Genomic DNA, 17,301 nt, shown 5'->3' with positions numbered 1-17,301 from the left:
CCCATAGTGTTATTTCACCACCAACACAGGGCACTTAGCGTACTTAACAATATCCTGTGTAACGTGGGGTTTTAAAAAGTCAGCTAAACCGCTGCTCCCATGACTAGCGATAACCACCATGCCTACATCAACGGCTTCCGCTAAAATCTCATCAATAGCATCACCATGGCGCACGACTAACTTAATATTGAGCCCTTCGGTAAGGTTCTGCTGCATTTCCTGCTGCAAACTTTGCATTTTTGCATCAACGAAAGCTTTGAGTTCATTTTCCAATGTAGCGGGAATATCGACCGCAATACCATAACAATGGGCGCCACGGGCAGGGCTAGTCACATGCAACAACCGAATATCGACGTGATAAACATTTGCCATTTCAACCGCATATTTTAACGCATGGGCCGCAGTGGATGAAAAATCCGTAGGGCATAACACTTCTTGAGTACGCATAAGCTTATCCATCATTTGAGTTTTTAATTAAGCTAATTATTAAGGCCAAAATACCACTATTTTATAGCAGTTTGCTATGCTTCTTGCGTACCCATTTCAATTAATTATTCTTTATCAATCAAAAAGAAAGGACGCTATAAGCGCCCTTTGGATTTATAGAGTCAAAGCCAGTTACTTAACCACAAGCACAGGACAAGTTGCACCATTCGCCACCGCTTCTGAGACATTGGTGTGTAAAAAATGCGAAATCCCAGTTCGGCCATGGCTAGCAATTACTACCATGCCAATGTCTTTACTGTTGGCCTCTTCTAAAATTTGATAGACAGGATCGCCACGGCGGATCAAGGTAGTGATAGGAAGCTCAGTATTCAATCCATCCAATAGTGCTCGCATTTTAGTTGCCGCCGCTTCCTCCATGCTTTTAGCAAGCTCTTCAGGGGTAATAGATAGAATCATAAAGTTTTCATCACCGATCGGCTGTTCAACCACATGTAAGATTTTTAGCCCTACATGGTATAGATTAGCCATTTCAATGGCATAACTCAGTGCATGGGCCGCAGTTTCCGAAAAATCTGTGGGCCAGAGTATTTGACCTGTACGCATAATTTGTACTCCTTCTATGGCGCGAATGGATTGCTGGGTGAATCTTTACTGTGCTGCTATAACGCCCGATTTAGCGCATTGGCAGACCACAAACTTCATCTCACAACCTTAGTCTCTTAGCCAAGCAACAGCATCGCCATTATCAACAAAAAACCTTACCTCAGCAGGCGTAAACCAGTTTGCCAATTTAGCCAACACTTCCTGCAAAGTCGTCTTACCGACGATAGCTATTTTCTCGAAATGACGAATATGCTTCACCCCAAGTTTGAGATCGTCCCAAGCGGCCTGTAGTTCCAAGCCTTCCAACTCGGTGACATCTACCAAGGCAAAGATATCAGGATCTTTCACCCCAGCTAATGCAGACTCCAACACAGGCACCATCATTTCGTAGTCTTGATGAGTTAAGGTACCGATAGCTTTAAAGGTAACGAAAAAATCATCATCACCATAACGCTCAATACCAATCGAAATTCCGTGCTTTAACAATGCCATACATACTCCTTATGTAACAACCCTTGATTTAGTGTAAAAGCTAACGCCACAACAAGCCGTGATCTTGCTCAAAAATACACCAGATACCTTGCACCATCTCACTAAGCAAGCTAGGATAAACCGACTAATCAGTCGGTGCTGATTTAATAAAAGACTCAATCGAGACGATTACTTAAATAAAGTACTGAATAAGACTCAGCCTACCATTTCCCTTGGAGCAACCACTATGAATATGGCCACCGAACACCTTAATACTTCGCCACTGACTCAGTTGCTCCAACGCCAACGCAGCAGTTATTTAGCGGCGCCGAATCCTAATTACGCTACGCGAGTGGAGCAATTAACTCGACTGAAGGCGGCCATACTGCAATTTCAAACACCCTTAGTCGAAGCCTTAAGCCAAGACTACGGCCATAGATCGATTGATGACAGCCTGATCTCAGACATTATGCCTGTCATCAACAACATCAATTACAGCTTGAAAAATCTCAAAAAATGGCTCAAACCCAGCGCTCGCCATGCGGGCATCTTACTCGCACCCGCCAAAGTCACAGTGCATTATCAACCTTTGGGGGTGATCGGTATTATCGTGCCGTGGAATTTCCCCGTCATGCTGTCAATTGGCCCGCTAGTGACTGCTATTGCCGCGGGTAATCATGCCATGCTCAAAATGTCAGAATTTACCCCAGCGACCAACCAAGTAATCAAACAGTTATTGGCACAAGTCTTCGATGAATCCCACGTGGCGGTTGTTGAAGGTGAGGCGGACATTGCTGCCCAATTTTCTGCCCTGCCCTTCGATCATTTACTCTTTACAGGCTCGACCACAGTCGGCCGCCATGTGATGCGCGCCGCAGCGAATAACCTCACCCCTGTAACACTCGAATTGGGTGGTAAATCGCCTGTGATTATCGCCCCCGATATGCCGCTTGAGATAGCAGTAGAACGAATGATTTACGGTAAGTGTTTGAATGCCGGACAAATCTGCGTCGCCCCTGATTATGTGCTTTGCCCTAAAGCCAAGGTGGATGACTTTATCGCCGCCTACCAAGCTAAGTTTAAATCCATGTACGGTGCAATTAATCACAATAAGGACTATGGCAGCATCATTAATACACGTCAGTTTGACCGCTTGATGACAGTGCTCGAAGACGCTAAAGCAAAAGGTGCCCGTGTTATTTCGGCGACGGACGAAGCCATAGATAGCCAACATCGTAAACTCGCAACTCAGTTGATAACTCACACCAGTGAAGACATGCTATTGATGCAAGAGGAAATCTTTGGTCCATTGTTACCGATTATTAGCTACGACTCCTTAGATGAAGCGATTCAGTACATCAACCACAGAGCCAGACCCTTAGCGCTTTATGTGATGAGTTTCGATGAGCCAACTCAGCAAAAGATCCTCCAGCAGACCCATTCTGGCGGTGTTTGTATCAATGAAACCGTATTTCATGTCGCCGCCGACGATGCGCCCTTTGGCGGAATAGGCCCGTCGGGCATGGGGCATTACCATGGCAAGGAAGGCTTTTTGACCTTCAGCCACGCTAAAACGGTACTCAGCCGTGGCCGATTCAACACAGGCAAATTTGTTCACCCGCCCTACGGCACTTTTATCCAGCGCATCTTAATGAAGCTATTTTTGCGCTAGTCATTGGGGGATAAATCTTGAATAAACCATCAACAACACAACCCATTAAAACCATGACAGATAAACGCCAAGCTATTCTCGATACTGCTTTAGCGCTCTTTGTCAGCCAAGGATTTCATGGCACGTCTACCGCCTCGATTGCGAAACAAGCAGGTGTAGCAACGGGCACCTTGTTCCATCACTTCCCTTCTAAGGAAGCCTTGATGGAATCTTTGTTTCTTACCATAAAACAAGAATTTGCCGATGCCTTACTGTTAAACACCCATAAGGGCAGCGATCTTAAACACAATGCCCTACAACTATGGCAAAGTGCGATAGATTGGTCGCTGGATAACCCTGTCAAACAACTGTTTTTTCAGCAATATTCAATGTCGCCCATGATTGCCGCTAAGGTGCGCGATCAAGCGATGAATAGCATCTTAGGCTTTATTAGCGAACTCATTAAGCAGGGACAAATGATGGGGCTAATCGCCCATTATCCAGTGGAATTGATGCTAGAAAACTGCCACGGCCAATATCTAGCAGCAACCCGATTCTTTATCGATAACCCGCACTTGGGGACAGATAAAACATACCGCGATGCCAGTTTTGAACTGTTTTGGAAGGCCATGCAAGCGGACTAAAATAGCCTAATATCAACTGACTGCTGCAATAACTGCAATAAAAAACCGAGTCAGCTTAACTGGCTCGGTTTTCTTTTACGCTATCGCGACTAAGTGCTAAAGCAGAAGCCTGCTTTGCTCTAGCATCTAATACCGGCTTTCAGACACCTAGCCCTGACTCAACTCCTGGGCTTTTTCTGCTGGCTGCGCCACTTGAGTTGGGCTCCAGTAACCTTGTTTGATACCCTTATCAATCAGCTCAGCGACCGCCAATTCAATGGCTTGTAATACGCAAAACTGCACTGGCTCATTGGTAGTAAAACCGACTTCAGCCTCGGCTAATCGATTTAAACTCGTGTAACGGAACAAACCCGCACGCATTTCTTGGGACAAGACTCGTTTGCTGGTTGAGACCGACATCATAACTTTACCTGTGTGTACATCCACGGCTCGTAGATAAATGGTCACCAGATCTTCACGGTACATTTCAGAGGCGCCAATACCATAGTATTCGACCCCGCTACCGCCTGTGCTAGTGTTGGTCTCATAACTAATCACTCCACCTTCGAGTAACAATCTGGCGGTGGATAATACGGGCACTTCATCGCCCTTAGTACCGCTCTGTTTATTGCTGATCTTACGCTCGGTAAGCAAATTTTGTAGCCCTTCACGCTCAACGGGTGTAAACCATTTAGAGTCGAGCAAAGTCTGCATCAACATCGATGTTGCACCCTGAGTAACCGCGGTCGAAAATGAACTCACGTTAGCCTGCGGCTTATATTGGCCAGTTTGATCGCGAAAGGAATACACGGCCACAGGGATAGGAAACTTAGGTCCTGGTTGAGTTTGCAACCCACGCATCACCTCACTCAAGGGGTTAACCTCGGCAGCCGTGATATTTAAATCGGGTTTGGAGATCAGGCTACAGGCCGACACACTTAGCAGTAATAAACTCACTAACACTAGACGGGCCATTAGTTGACTCCTCCGAATGTCGGCATTTCAATCACAGTGACTTCACCGGTTTCAGTATTAGTAATAGTTAGCATCACGCCATTTCCCGTAGAAGCCACTTCAATCCGAAAATCACCTGTATCGTAAACACCATCGGTAATTTCACCATCAGCAACACCGCGGGTGATTGAGTTAATGATATTACGCTCTAGGGATTCTTTAAAACGGGTGACAAAGTCCTTCTCGGTCGAGGTAGATTTATTGTCATTCTGGGCTTGAGCTTTATTTAATAAGAAAGCCCCATTTTGTGGATTGCCGCCAAAGCTGGGATTCACTGGCGTATAAATCAATTCAGTGGCTTGGCCACTGCTTGCCACACATAGCGTGACAAGAGCAAGTAACGTCCTGTATGTCATTATTATTATCCTAAAAGTCGTCCGATGTTCCTGAAAAATCACCTGTTATTGCATTGGCTCTGACTTGCGCTAAATAATCAATCGTAAGCAAAATCGCCTGCTCTGCGCTCTCTTTAATCGGATTTGCACGACGACCAAAATGGGTGGTGTAAATCCGAGTCCCGTTTACCTCTAAGGTTAAAACGGTTCCAGCTTGTGGAAACACTGTCTCATATAGAGTGACGTTAAAGCCTTGAGTAAAGGGCAGTTCGCGCCAATAGCTTGAGTAGTAAAAGCCAAAGTCCTTACCAAACCGAGTCAAGGTTCTATCTATTACTAAGCCACTAATTTCAATGTCGTTATCGGCAATAGTGATAGGGGAAGCCAGCAGCAGGAATGGACATAAAACGTAAGTAAGCAGACGCTGTTTTAACTGTTTCACTTATCCCTCCTTAACCTTTTTAATCGAACCTTAAAAACCGCGCTAACCTCTGTTAGAACAAGGTGAGTTTTAACGCAAATTTTCGATAAAACAGGTTAACAGGGTTAAAGATCTCCCGTCATTACGCTGGGGGGCAAATTAGCCCGAAGAGCTAAGGTAAAAAGGCAAAAATAGCCCATTTGGCTAATACGCCAAGAGGCAGTTGAGGATAGGAGTTATGCTTTAAACAAGCGGATAAGATAAGCAATAAAAAATGCGACTTAAGAGTCGCATTACGGTGTTTATTCAAAACGCGAGCATTATTGTGGTAACCATAGTCGAACCAACAGGCCACCGTCACTGCGATTATGCATGCTAATACTGCCATCGTGGGCTTCAATAATTTCACGGCACAAAGGTAAACCTAAGCCTGTACCCGATTGTTTTGTTGAGTAAAACGGCAGTAGCGCCTGCTCTAATACTTCACCAGACATACCTGCGCCGCGATCCTCAATCACAATACTAAAACCTGCACCATCCACTAAGGTTTGATACCGAATCGATAGAGTGACATCCTCGGGGTTTGAGCCAGATTCATGGGCGTTTTTAAGTAAATTGAGGAGCACTTGCTCCATCTGTCCTTGATCGAAAAAACCATCAACCTCAGGTAACTCATGAATGAGTTTAAAGGGATAATGCTGAGTTAACTGGGCAGTAAATTGCCCCCAATTTACCTGACGCCGTTGCGGGAGCGGCAACTTAGCAAAACGGGCATAGTTGAAGATAAACTGGCTTAGATGACTGGTACGATTCTCGATCGTATCGAAAATTAAGGTTAGCTTGGGATTATCAATATCTTTGGTGAGCAGTCGGCCCGAGTTCACCATAGAGGCTATGGGCGCCACTGAGTTATTGAGTTCATGGCTAATAATGCGGATGACTTTTTTCCATACTGCCACCTCTTGACGATTGAGCTCGCGGGTCATCTGCTTGAGCAAAATTAAGTTATGCTGTTGGTTATTCAATAAAAATTGGCCGCGACTTAAATACCAAGTTTCCACATCATCTTCACCCATGGCGAAGAGTCCGTTCTTTTCATGTTTAAGCGCCAAGGCCAATACTTCGGGCAAATCCACCAGCAATTCATCTAGGCTCAAGCCTTCCATTCTGCCCTTTTTATGGAATAGGTGACGCGCCGCATCATTGGCGTAAATGAGCCGCTGATGATCGTCCAGTAACAACATCACATTGGGAGAACTTTGAATCACCTTATCCAGTAATAACTCCCGCTGGTAAATGTACTGCCTTTCTTGGCGCAATTTTGCCGCCGAATGGTTAAATAACTGCGCTAAGGTTTTGAGCTGACCTTCGCCATGTTCAGGAATACTCACACTAAAGTCATTATCACTAAAATTTAGCAAGCCGACTTCAAGGGAATCTAAACTGCGGCCGAGATGTCGAGTCAACCAAGCAATACCTAAACCACAGACAGCACAAGCGAGAAGCAACACGATCAAACCTTCACCTAAGGTCAAACTCGATACACGATCTCCCTTAGCTATATCAGCGGATATCGCAGGAGATACAGGTGCTTTGGGCGGTAAAATGGATAGCGGTTCTATACGTAAAGGCTCAACCACATGAGGAATAGAATTAAACAGCCCTTCTTTAAGTTGTTCTAACTTGAAGAGTTTTATTTGTAACTGCTCTTGTTTAAGTTGTTCAAGCTTTTGCAGCTCGGCTTTAATCTGCTCGGCCCTCTGGTGCGCTTGCATCGCCGCAGCCTCCTGCAATTGCTCACTATTGTTAAGGGCGAGTTCGATGGAGGCGACCGTTTTCTCAAGCTCCGCAAAATCCAGTTGCACATTCACATCAGGGATTTCAATCGTGTTAGACGTGGCAACAGACGAAGCATAGGGTGAGATATACTTCACCAAAGCAAAACTCAGCAAGACGCCAAAGGCGCAGCAAGCCATTGAAAAAATGATAAGTTTAGTTCGAATTAACACTCAGATTCCTTAATCGATAGCCTAGCATCTGCATTTAGCCTATGACTTATCTAAACCAAACTTGTCCATCCGCCGATACAGCGCTTGGCGACTGAGTCCAAGCGCTTTTGCCACCCGAGCAATTACGCCATGATGCTGTTTTAGCGCCGCTTCGATATCTTCTCGGCTCACGTCTATCGCCTCATTGGCATCTGACACTTGGGCACGAACAGACTCATGATAAAATGCGGTATTTACGGGGATGGAAGCGGGCGAATAAACAGGCAGAGGATCAGAGTGTCTCAAGCCAGATAGCCGCGACTCAGATACAGCCGAAACACTGGAAGCAGATTTGATGACACTCGCAACAGGTGCCAAACCAAAGTCAGCCTCAGCCAGCACATGGCTTTGCGCCAACAATACGGCCCGCTTACAGGCGTTTTCAAGCTCGCGCACATTTCCCGGCCAGCGGTGCTGTAATAACGCCTGCAAAGCAGGTTTACTCAAGCTAAAATCGCTGCCAATAAAATGCTGCACTAAAGGTAAAATGTCATCGGTGCGTTGATTCAGCGGTGGCAATGCCAGTTCAATCACGTTTAAGCGGTAAAACAAATCCTCACGGAATCGCCCTTCGGCGATATCTTGGGCCAGATCCGCATTGGTCGCACTGATCACCCGCACTTTTACTTTCTGGGTTTTATGGCTTCCTAAGCGTTCAAATTCGCCGGTTTGTAGCACCCGCAATAATTTCACTTGACCAGACAAAGGTAAATTGCCAATTTCATCTAAAAACAGCGTGCCGCCGTCGGCCGCTTCGAAACGGCCAATACGTGCTTTAGTTGCGCCCGTAAAAGCGCCCGCCTCGGCACCAAACAGCTCGGCCTCTAATAAATCCATCGGCAAAGCACCGACATTGACCTTAATGAAAGGTTTGTTTTTTAAGGGAGAATTGGCATGGAGAATATCGGCAAGCTTGTCTTTACCAGCGCCATTGGGGCCAGTGATCAAGACCGACACATCGGAGCGCGCCAGTTGCAAGGCTAAATCAATGCAACGCTGCATAGCACCGCTACCAAAGACAATACCGCAGAGATCCGCATCGGCGATCGCCACTTGGCGTTGATGATTCACCCGCTCCAAGCGGTGGTTAGCACGGGAGAGTTTATAAAGCGCAATCAGATTAGTGATGCTATTGAGTAGCTTAGCGTCATCCCAAGGTTTGCCCATATAATCGGCGGCGCCCGCTTTGACTAATTCAACTGCGGTTTCGAGTTGCGTCCACGCCGTCATCAAAATAATCGGCAAATCCCCTTGGCGTTCGCGCAGGGCGTAAAACAGCTGCCGACCTTCCTCACCCGAGGTGGTATCTCGGGTAAAGTTCATATCTTGGATCACTAAATCCACATCTTGAGTCGCCAATAACCCAAGGGCGTCCTCTGGGCTATGGCAAATCAGCACCCGATAATCATTGAGTTCTAGCATCAAACCTAGGGCTTGGCAGATGGCATGATTGTCATCGACGATAAGGATAGTATCCATAAGTGTGAGTGTTGTCCTAAGTAAAACTGTTAACCGTAAAGTAACAAAAAGTGCAATAACATCCTATTGTTATCGCACTTTTGTCGAGCTTTTATCGTACCTTGAGTGACATCAAATATTCCGCTATACGCTGCGGGTTGCGGTTGCTGGCGAAATATTTGCCGCCTTACGCGCTGGTAAGTAAACCGCTAATGTGGTGACAATAAATAAACCTGCCACAGTAATTAGTGGGTAGCTTAAGTCCAACATAGGCAAGCTATAGATTTTCATTAACTGTTGGCCTAACTGTATCGCTAACAAGCCGCCCAGCACGCCTCCCGCTAAGCAAATCAAATAGTTCTCCACGAGGAAGTAACTGATAATATCGCGCTTTTTAGCACCCAATGCGCGGCGGGTACCTATCTGCTTAGTGCGGCGCTGGATATTAAACATCACCATGCCCGTTAAACCGAGCGAGGTGATAAGCAATAACAACACCACCATCATAGTTAACACAGTAATCATCAATTTATGATCTCGGTATGAACTATCTTTTAAGGCCTCGATTGACTTAAAGCCATCGAGCACTCGGTTTGGATTCTCCGCCAGCAGCGCTTTTTTTATCGTGTCTTTAAGCTCGGCGTGAAACTCAGGTTTGGCCCGTACCATGTAAGAACTGCTGCCATAATCCACATTTTGAATCACACTATTTTCAAGGCTAGAACTGTCAATCCACGCGCCTTGCAGTTTTTCGACTACGCCAATCACAGTGATCTGTGCATCCTTGCCCTCGTACAACACTTTACCAAGTGCGGATTCATCAGGCCAAATGGCTTTGGCTAACACACTGGAGATGATCGCTAATCGGCTAGGGCTATCGAGGTTATCCTTAAGTTCATGGGGGTAAAAGTTACGCCCCTCAATCAGCTTAATGCCTAAGGTCTCAATGGTGTGATCTGTCCCTAAATACATGGCAAATTGCGGTGTCGATTTAGCGCTATCTGGGTCGGGGCCCAGATTTAACGTGCTCGACCAGCCGCCACCGCTTAACGGCAACATATTGGTTGAGGTCGCATCAATCACATTGGGTAGCCCCCGCAAAATTTGCTGATCAATTTTGTTTTGCGCGGTTTTATCAATCAATGGATCAAAGTTAAACAAGCTAAAGGTCAATACTTCTGACTCTTTAATCCCCGAATCACGCTGCATCAGGACTAAACGCTCTTGAATAATAAAGCTCGCATTCGCCACAATCGCCACAGACAAGATAATCTGAATAAGCAGTAAGATTGGGCCACTTTTACTGCGAAATAAACTGCTGAGAATAGGTTTAATATGCAACATAATAAGTCCCTTACTGGCTTTTTAGATAAACACTAGGTTTAGTGCGACACACAACCCATGCGGGATACAAGCCAGCCAACAAGGCTGTGCCTACCGCAATACTTGGGGTGATAATCCACATACTCGCCGATAAATGGGTTAAGCCCTTCGCGACCTCAAACTGGGCCGATAACCCATAAAGCGAAGCGTAGGCCCAAGCGAGTCCAAGCAAACCACCGAATAAGCCAATCATGCCCACTTCAACCATATATTGAGCGAAGATTTGACCACGGCTAGCACCAATAGCGCGGCGCACTCCCACCTCGGGAGCTCGCTTGAGGAACTTTGTCAGCATTAAACCTAATATATTGACTAAACAAACACTTAAAAACAGCGCACTCAAGCCAACCAAGATTTTATTGTCTTCGGGCACCACATGATTGTATTCAAGCCAAGTTGCCACATCGGATACTTTGACTGAGTCAGCGGCAGATTTATTATCCGTAAAACGGCCTAGGGCTTTTTGCTCCGCCACATAATTGCTGAGCCAAGAACGGTAACTGGCTACTGCGTCTTTATTTGGTAACTCAACCCAATACAGCAGCCACACTTTTTCAGAGTTAAGGCGATCACTGTAACTATTCATCGTCTCAAACTTCCAACCTGACGTGTTACCCCATATATCAAACTCTTCGATAGGCGTCAGCGAAAACGGCACAAAAATTTGTTCCGTGTCGTTAAAGGCACCGTTAGTGGGATCATAATATTTAGGCTTAGGATCCCAAGCATCAATCACACCAACCACTTGATAAGGTTTACGATTAAGATAGATAACTTTGCCAACACTGTTTTGACCCGCAAATAACTTTTGATTGAGTTTATCGTTAATCACCACTTGATAAGCAGGCTCAGTGTCGACGGATTTATCCCACGCATTACCGTACAAAAATGGCACGTCAAACAGCTTGAAAAAGTCACTGTCCGTCACCCGAATGCTTTCTAAAATAGGCGCAAAATTGGCATCCTCCGTTTGCACTGCCATCCCAGTGCGAAACATCGCAGCTTGGCGTTTAGGTAAGGTATTGTTGCGCAGATTCATCGCGTCTTGGTAAGTCACTAACGAGTTTAACTCATCCCAAGAATCAGGACCTTGGCTCCAAAGCTGTACCGCATTTAACTCATCAGAGCGTTCACCCGCAGGATTAAATGACATCATTTTGTACACGTTTAACGTGGTGATTGTGATGCCAATACCAATCGAAATCGCCAACACCATCAACAGCGACAGCACTGGGGTTTTCTTAATGCTGCGCCAAGCTAAATCAACATAATAAAAGAACATAATGCATATCCTTAACGGTCGGCGTTGGCGACAAGTTTGTCGATATCAGTCGCAGCAGTGATATCACTGACATGTCGATGACCTTGATGATACATAGTAAAATCACACACTTGACCATCGACAATTTGAATGTTGCGTTGGGCGCGGCGAGCGAGTTCAGGATCGTGCGTCACCATGATAATGGTCGTGCCCGCTTGATTGATATTTTCGAGTAATTCCATCACTTGACGTGCCATTAAGCTGTCGAGGTTTCCCGTAGGTTCGTCGGCGAGTAGGAAGCGTGGCTCCCCCGCCAAAGCACGAGCAATCGCCACCCTTTGTTGTTGTCCACCCGACAACTGCGTCGGTAAATGTTTGAGCCGTGAAGCTAAGCCCACTTGCTCTAATGCCTCTTGTACACGACGTTGACGCTCCTTGGCATTAAAACCACGATAGCGCAGCGGCACTTCAATATTCTCAGCTAAGTTAAGATCGGGAATTAAGTTAAAACCTTGGAAAATAAAGCCAATTTTCTCATTTCGGATAGTGGCGCTCTTGTTATCGCTCAAGTTAGACACGTTAATCCCATCGAGAAAATAGTCGCCATGGGTAAAACCTTCGAGTAAACCTGCAATATTTAAAAAGGTGGTTTTACCCGAGCCAGAAGGACCTGTGACTGCGACAAATTCGCCTTCGTTCACCTCGAGGTTAAAATCGCGCAGGGCGTGGGTTTCTACTAAATCCGTTTTAAAAACCTTGCTCACATTCTTCATTGATAACATGTTAATTTCCTTTAAATAATCAAATCTATTTTTGCGCCTAGACTCTGCGTCTACACCTTAGGCATCGACTCATGTACGACCGTAATCAGCACAGCTTTATCAGCCAAAGAATGGCTCAACGACACACTCTAAAAACCACATAAAAGCGCCCAGCATAAGGTTGGCAGTTTCGGTGGAAACCTCACCCACTTGGCGAAACTCATCCAAAGGATTGCTCCATTCCAACAAATTGAGTCCGAGGAAAAACCAGCTATTGGCCTCACCGATACTTAGTTCCACCGCAACCACCAGTAATAATAAGGCTAGTACTCCAAACATTTTGGATGACATCAACACGCTGATATCAAATTGTTTATCACGCATATCCGGCTCCTATTCTTGCCTATGCCACCGAGTTTCTTGTTACTACAGCGAGTCCCTACCGTTAGCCACTGCGCTGTTAAATTCATCAGATTGGTTGTTTAATAATTTACGAATATCGGTCATCAATGAATTCTGACCTGTTCGGCGTGATTAAAGGGGTCGACACTTGAAATAACCCACTCATCTCCGGCTTTGCCACCATCAAGCACTTCGACTTGGCTCAGGCTAGTACTGCCGAGCTTAACCTCACGACGACTGGCTAAATCGCCCTCGATTTGATAAGCCACATTACCTCCACCGCTGGTCATAAAGGCGCCGCGTTTTACCATAAGAACATTGGGTCTGTGCTCTAATAACACTCGGGCCGAGATGCGTTGATTCTGGCGCAGTGTTAGGCTGTCGCTTTGGTCAAATTGCACCCTAGCGGTCACTTCACGGTTACGCACTTCAGGGGAAATTGACGATAACTTGCCCATTAACTTAATACTGCCAAAACTCAACTCGACTTCCATGCCTAAACCCAGATCGTCCGCATAGGACTCAGGCACGGCTAACTCAGCCTCATAGGCGCTTAAATCCACGACGGTTAAAATCGGTTGGTTAGCGCTAAGACGGGTTTTCTGCTCGGTAATCCAGTTACCGATAATGCCGTTAACAGGTGCAACAATATTCAAGGCATCGACTTGACGTTCTAATTCACGCACCGCGAGAGTTTGACGCTCAACTTCTAGGGCTTTATTTTTAATTTCAAAGGTTAACGTATCTTTCGTTAACGCCACTTCTTGCTCTGCATGCTTAAACTTCAGCTTGGCTTTGTGTAAATCATCTTTGCCCTTTTCATAATCAATCTGGCCAATAAGCTGACTTTGAATCAGCTCCTCTCCGCGTCGACTTTCCCTATCCGCCGCTTCAAGATCGACCGTTGCGATATCTAAGGTTTGATAAGCTTGTAATTGATCGCGTCTTGCATCCAACTTAGCGCGCTCTAATGCACTCTCCATGCCCGCTAATAGGGACTTGGCTTGCTCTAGCTGATTAGTGAGTCTTGGACTATCGAGTTTGGCGACCACATCGCCCTTATTAACAGTATCGCCAGGATTGCTGAGCAGGGTCACAGTGCCTTCCTCTGTGCTATACAAAATAGGCGCATTGGCCGCCACGATTTTACCTGTGGTCGCCACATCGCGGGTTAACGTTCCAACGAAGAGTTTTGCAGTAGTGATGTCGCTGCGGCTTAAGGATTTGCTAACACTATCAGAGCCTAAACTTGCCCACACTAAGGCGCTGACTAATAAGGCGCAACCGCCAATGATCAGCGGTAACTTAAGACGTTTAGAGGTCGATGGCACAAGTACTGTATCTTGGCCGCTAGTATCTTTAATCATGGCTTTACTCGCTTCCCTGTTGGAATCATCAGTGCCGGAACGTATCAACGGACACTATTGGAAATCTCTACCCTAGAGTTAGCAAAGCCTATGCCAAACAAGTAAAATCATTTATTTTCATAACTTTAATAAAAAATCGCAGATAAAAGTGTCCGCGGACACTGGGGCTTTTATTTAAAAGTGTCCGCAGCAGATTAATCAAAAGTGTCCGCAGCAGATTAATCAAAAGTGTCCGATGCTAAAAACAGTGACATAGTACGGGCCATGCGGCTAAGCGCTTCAATTACATGTCCTAACAGATTTATTGGCCGAAACAGCCGAGTTTCCCTTTACAGTAAAATCCTTGCCACATAAGATCCCGCCACCCTCGCAGCAAAAACGATCAAAAGACCAAACCCTATGACTACAATAACAATCACTCGCCCAGACGACTGGCATATTCATTTAAGAGACGGCGCCCAGCTTAAAGATACAGTGCGCGACATCAGCCGCTATATGGGCCGCGCCATCGTGATGCCAAACTTAGTGCCCCCCGCTATCGATACTGAAACCGCACTGGCCTATTACGATCGCATTAAAGCGCAAGTGCCCGCGGGCTCACAATTCGAACCTTTGATGGTGTTGTATTTAACCGACAAAACCAGCCCAGATGAAATCCGCAAGGCTAAAGCTTCGGGTAAAATTGTTGCCGCTAAACTCTACCCAGCGGGCGCGACGACTAACTCTGATTCCGGCGTAACCGATGTTAAAAACATCTATCCCGTACTCCAAACCATGCAAGAAGTCGGTATGCTGTTTTTAGTCCACGGTGAAGTCACAGATTCAGCTATTGATATTTTCGACCGCGAGCGTGTCTTTATTGAAAATATCCTCAGTAAAATTGTCGCCGATTTCCCAGCGCTTAAAATCGTGCTTGAGCATATCACCACCAAAGATGCAGTCGATTTTGTCACTCAAGCCTCAGACAATGTGGCCGCGACTATCACGGCCCACCATTTGCTGTATAACCGTAACCACATGCTGGCTGGCGGTATTCGTCCGCATTTTTACTGCCTGCCGATTTTAAAACGCAACACCCACCAGCAGGCGTTGTTAGGTGCAGCGGCAAGCGGCAGCAAGAAGTTTTTCCTAGGTACAGATTCAGCGCCACACGCCAAGGATAAGAAAGAAGCCGCCTGTGGCTGCGCGGGTTCCTACACGGCTCATGCCGCCATTGAGCTGTACGCCGAAGCATTTGAGTCGGTCAATGCGCTGGATAAACTCGAAGCGTTCACAAGCTTTAACGGCCCAGACTTTTACCATCTGCCACGCAATACCGATACCATCAAGCTGGTCAAAAAGTCATGGGATGTCCCTACAACTTACCCGCTTGGCGATACTAACGTAGTGCCAATTCGTGCTGGAGAAGCCATTGATTGGCAAGTTGAGTAAGCCTTAAGTCTTTAACATCAAGTCGCCTACGGGCGACTTTTTTATCAGATTTTGATTTTTAATCCACAATCGGTCAGTATCCTGCGCTTAGAATACGGCCCTTACTTATCACCTTTTAAGAGAAAATCAGTATGCCCACAAGGATGTTATTCTCCGTTTTATCTTCAAGCCTGTTGCTGACCGCCACGATCTCTTTGCCGACCTTTGCGGCCAATGAACTCACAGGGATCTGGCAGGGACAGTTAGGTAAAAGCAAGGTCAGAATTTGTTTTAATCAATATGGAACAGGCAGTTATTACTATCAACGCTACTTAACGCCGATAAGACTCGAGCAACAAGATGAACTGTGGAAAGAAGAAGGCAATACAGGAAATTGGCAGTTTGATAGTGTCACGCCACAAAAACTGAGCGGCCATTGGTTTAAAGATACCGCGAGTAAATCTTTACCAGTGCAACTTGAGCGAGAAATCAGCCCAGATAAGGTCGAGGATTGTGGTGCCGATGCTTACAATCTACCGCTAGAAACCACGCCAAAACTCAGCCGAGGTAAATGGCAAAGCTACGAAAATATTGAGTATCGCCCGCTGACTTTTGGCACAGATGTAGGTATCGAATTTAAAGGCCCACAAACGGGTATATTGGCAATTAATCAATGGCTTGAACATAAGCTCACCGATGAAGTCCAACTAGCACAAACCTTTGACACTCGCCGCAGAATGCTGGCACAAATGGGCAGTTTTGTAACTGACGAAACCTTTGCCGAACCGATTTTTATTAATCAGCATTGGCTCAGTGTGCGCCTATATCGCTGGGCGGCAGGTTATGGCGCCAATGGTATCAGCCAAGAATTTGTGAGTTTCTCCCTTACCGACGGCAAACCTTTCCACCCGTGGCAGTGGTTTCTCGCCGATACTCAACCACAAAGTATGCTCGAGGGTATGAGTCATCCTTTACCCCCTGCATTAAGGGACAAATTGTTTGCTGGCAAAGCACCGGACGCAGAATGCCCCACATCAGACGGCTCGGGATATTACCAGCTCACCATTGAGCCAAAGGGCATCAAATTCTGGGAAACGCCCCGCGGCGATGGCTGTGAAAATGAGTTTATCCTCAGCCCGCAAGAAGCCATGCCCTATGCCACCCAATGGGGAAAAACACAGCTTAAGATATTGGAATAGTGTACTTAACTGAGAAAATATTAGAGGGAAAGAAAGCTGTCATGGCGATGATAGTAGTGCGATGATAGTAGCGCGACGACAAGCACTCTTTCCCTCCCGACACAGCAATCCATTTCGAGCTAATTCATTTCAGTAAGGAATCATCTTTGAGCAATTTAACCGCAAAAATAGCGACACCCGAAGCCTTAGTGCAAGCTCAGCTCTGAAGGATCCCCTCATAAATCAGCCATAGCATAGCCATATTTGAGCAACTGATTGGCGAATAATACCCAGGCCGCCAGCAATTCTTTCTCCGTGATTTGATAATCAGGCCGCCTGAGTACCTCCAATCCCAAGCGAATCGTTGAGAGTACCGTTCGATGCCCAATGGTATTGGCCTGAAAATGCTTATCCCAGCCCTGTTGCTGTGCGTGTAAACCAACTAGCCACAACAGGCATTGAACCATC

17 protein-coding genes and 1 pseudogene are annotated in these 17,301 nt (G+C 46.1%); 4 read left to right on the top strand and 14 right to left on the bottom strand.

The genetic code is table 11. The features are described from left to right. Positions 1-9: 9 nt before the first annotated feature. From L5M49_RS14210 to L5M49_RS14200, 3 genes are all read right to left on the bottom strand, one after another. Complete coding sequence (locus L5M49_RS14210; RefSeq protein WP_219251157.1) at positions 10-447, bottom strand: universal stress protein; 438 nt, start codon at positions 445-447, stop codon at positions 10-12. Between the two features lie 171 nt (positions 448-618). Further along, positions 619-1,050: a universal stress protein gene (locus L5M49_RS14205; protein ID WP_263139983.1), complete on the bottom strand. Its 432-nt coding sequence runs from the start codon at positions 1,048-1,050 to the stop codon at positions 619-621. Positions 1,051-1,158: 108 nt separating this feature from the next. Then, complete coding sequence (locus tag L5M49_RS14200; RefSeq protein WP_028761699.1) at positions 1,159-1,542, bottom strand: STAS/SEC14 domain-containing protein; 384 nt, start codon at positions 1,540-1,542, stop codon at positions 1,159-1,161. A 226-nt stretch (positions 1,543-1,768) separates the two neighbouring features. On the opposite strand from L5M49_RS14200, the gene L5M49_RS14195 reads away from it, so the two are divergent. Together L5M49_RS14195 and L5M49_RS14190 are read left to right on the top strand one after the other, a co-directional pair. Beyond that, entirely contained in the window at positions 1,769-3,193 is a 1,425-nt protein-coding gene (locus L5M49_RS14195; protein ID WP_263266313.1) for a coniferyl aldehyde dehydrogenase, read from the top strand. Positions 3,194-3,210: 17 nt separating this feature from the next. Further along, positions 3,211-3,816 carry a TetR/AcrR family transcriptional regulator gene (locus tag L5M49_RS14190; RefSeq protein WP_181800896.1) on the top strand — a complete coding sequence of 202 codons (606 nt, stop codon included), beginning with the start codon at positions 3,211-3,213 and terminating at the stop codon, positions 3,814-3,816. Between the two features lie 147 nt (positions 3,817-3,963). On the opposite strand, the gene L5M49_RS14185 is transcribed toward L5M49_RS14190, so the two are convergent. The 10 genes from L5M49_RS14185 to L5M49_RS14140 form a co-directional block, all read right to left on the bottom strand. Next, positions 3,964-4,770: a CsgG/HfaB family protein gene (locus L5M49_RS14185; RefSeq protein WP_105251644.1), complete on the bottom strand. Its 807-nt coding sequence runs from the start codon at positions 4,768-4,770 to the stop codon at positions 3,964-3,966. Next, on the bottom strand, positions 4,770-5,165 hold the full coding sequence (locus tag L5M49_RS14180) for a curli assembly protein CsgF (protein WP_106649655.1): 396 nt from the start codon (positions 5,163-5,165) through the stop codon (positions 4,770-4,772). The genes L5M49_RS14185 and L5M49_RS14180 overlap by 1 nt, the downstream gene beginning before the upstream one ends. 10 nt (positions 5,166-5,175) lie before the next feature. Then, positions 5,176-5,586 carry a curli production assembly/transport protein CsgE gene (locus L5M49_RS14175; RefSeq protein WP_131523186.1) on the bottom strand — a complete coding sequence of 137 codons (411 nt, stop codon included), beginning with the start codon at positions 5,584-5,586 and terminating at the stop codon, positions 5,176-5,178. Positions 5,587-5,885: 299 nt separating this feature from the next. After that, complete coding sequence (locus L5M49_RS14170) at positions 5,886-7,574, bottom strand: sensor histidine kinase (RefSeq protein WP_263139976.1); 1,689 nt, start codon at positions 7,572-7,574, stop codon at positions 5,886-5,888. Between the two features lie 39 nt (positions 7,575-7,613). After that, a complete protein-coding gene (locus L5M49_RS14165) occupies positions 7,614-9,092 on the bottom strand; it encodes a sigma-54-dependent transcriptional regulator (protein WP_263139974.1) in 1,479 nt (492 codons plus the stop codon). Between the two features lie 123 nt (positions 9,093-9,215). After that, on the bottom strand, positions 9,216-10,415 hold the full coding sequence (locus L5M49_RS14160) for an FtsX-like permease family protein (RefSeq protein WP_263186663.1): 1,200 nt from the start codon (positions 10,413-10,415) through the stop codon (positions 9,216-9,218). Between the two features lie 10 nt (positions 10,416-10,425). Beyond that, entirely contained in the window at positions 10,426-11,736 is a 1,311-nt protein-coding gene (locus L5M49_RS14155; protein WP_198571797.1) for an ABC transporter permease, read from the bottom strand. A gap of 11 nt (positions 11,737-11,747) precedes the next feature. Next, positions 11,748-12,497: an ABC transporter ATP-binding protein gene (locus L5M49_RS14150; RefSeq protein ID WP_028761691.1), complete on the bottom strand. Its 750-nt coding sequence runs from the start codon at positions 12,495-12,497 to the stop codon at positions 11,748-11,750. A gap of 99 nt (positions 12,498-12,596) precedes the next feature. Then, positions 12,597-12,860, bottom strand: coding sequence for a hypothetical protein (locus L5M49_RS14145; protein ID WP_028761690.1), 264 nt, complete (start codon positions 12,858-12,860; stop codon positions 12,597-12,599). Positions 12,861-12,982: 122 nt separating this feature from the next. Then, positions 12,983-14,245, bottom strand: a complete 1,263-nt coding sequence (locus tag L5M49_RS14140; RefSeq protein WP_131523180.1) for an efflux RND transporter periplasmic adaptor subunit — start codon at positions 14,243-14,245, stop codon at positions 12,983-12,985. A 399-nt stretch (positions 14,246-14,644) separates the two neighbouring features. Between L5M49_RS14140 and pyrC the strand changes: the two genes are divergently transcribed. Together pyrC and L5M49_RS14130 are read left to right on the top strand one after the other, a co-directional pair. Beyond that, positions 14,645-15,676, top strand: a complete 1,032-nt coding sequence (gene pyrC / locus L5M49_RS14135) for a dihydroorotase (protein WP_263266312.1) — start codon at positions 14,645-14,647, stop codon at positions 15,674-15,676. A 131-nt stretch (positions 15,677-15,807) separates the two neighbouring features. After that, positions 15,808-16,854 (top strand): hypothetical protein, encoded by a 1,047-nt coding sequence (locus L5M49_RS14130; RefSeq protein WP_263266311.1) that lies wholly within the window; start codon positions 15,808-15,810, stop codon positions 16,852-16,854. Positions 16,855-17,069: 215 nt separating this feature from the next. Here the strand turns inward: L5M49_RS14130 and L5M49_RS14125 are convergent. Further along, positions 17,070-17,301, bottom strand: a pseudogene (locus L5M49_RS14125) (IS4 family transposase); the annotation flags it as partial.

Source organism: Shewanella sp. SM74 (genome assembly GCF_025653725.1).
Lineage (GTDB): Bacteria > Pseudomonadota > Gammaproteobacteria > Enterobacterales > Shewanellaceae > Shewanella > Shewanella oncorhynchi.
This window is presented reverse-complemented; position numbering and strand designations above follow the sequence as displayed.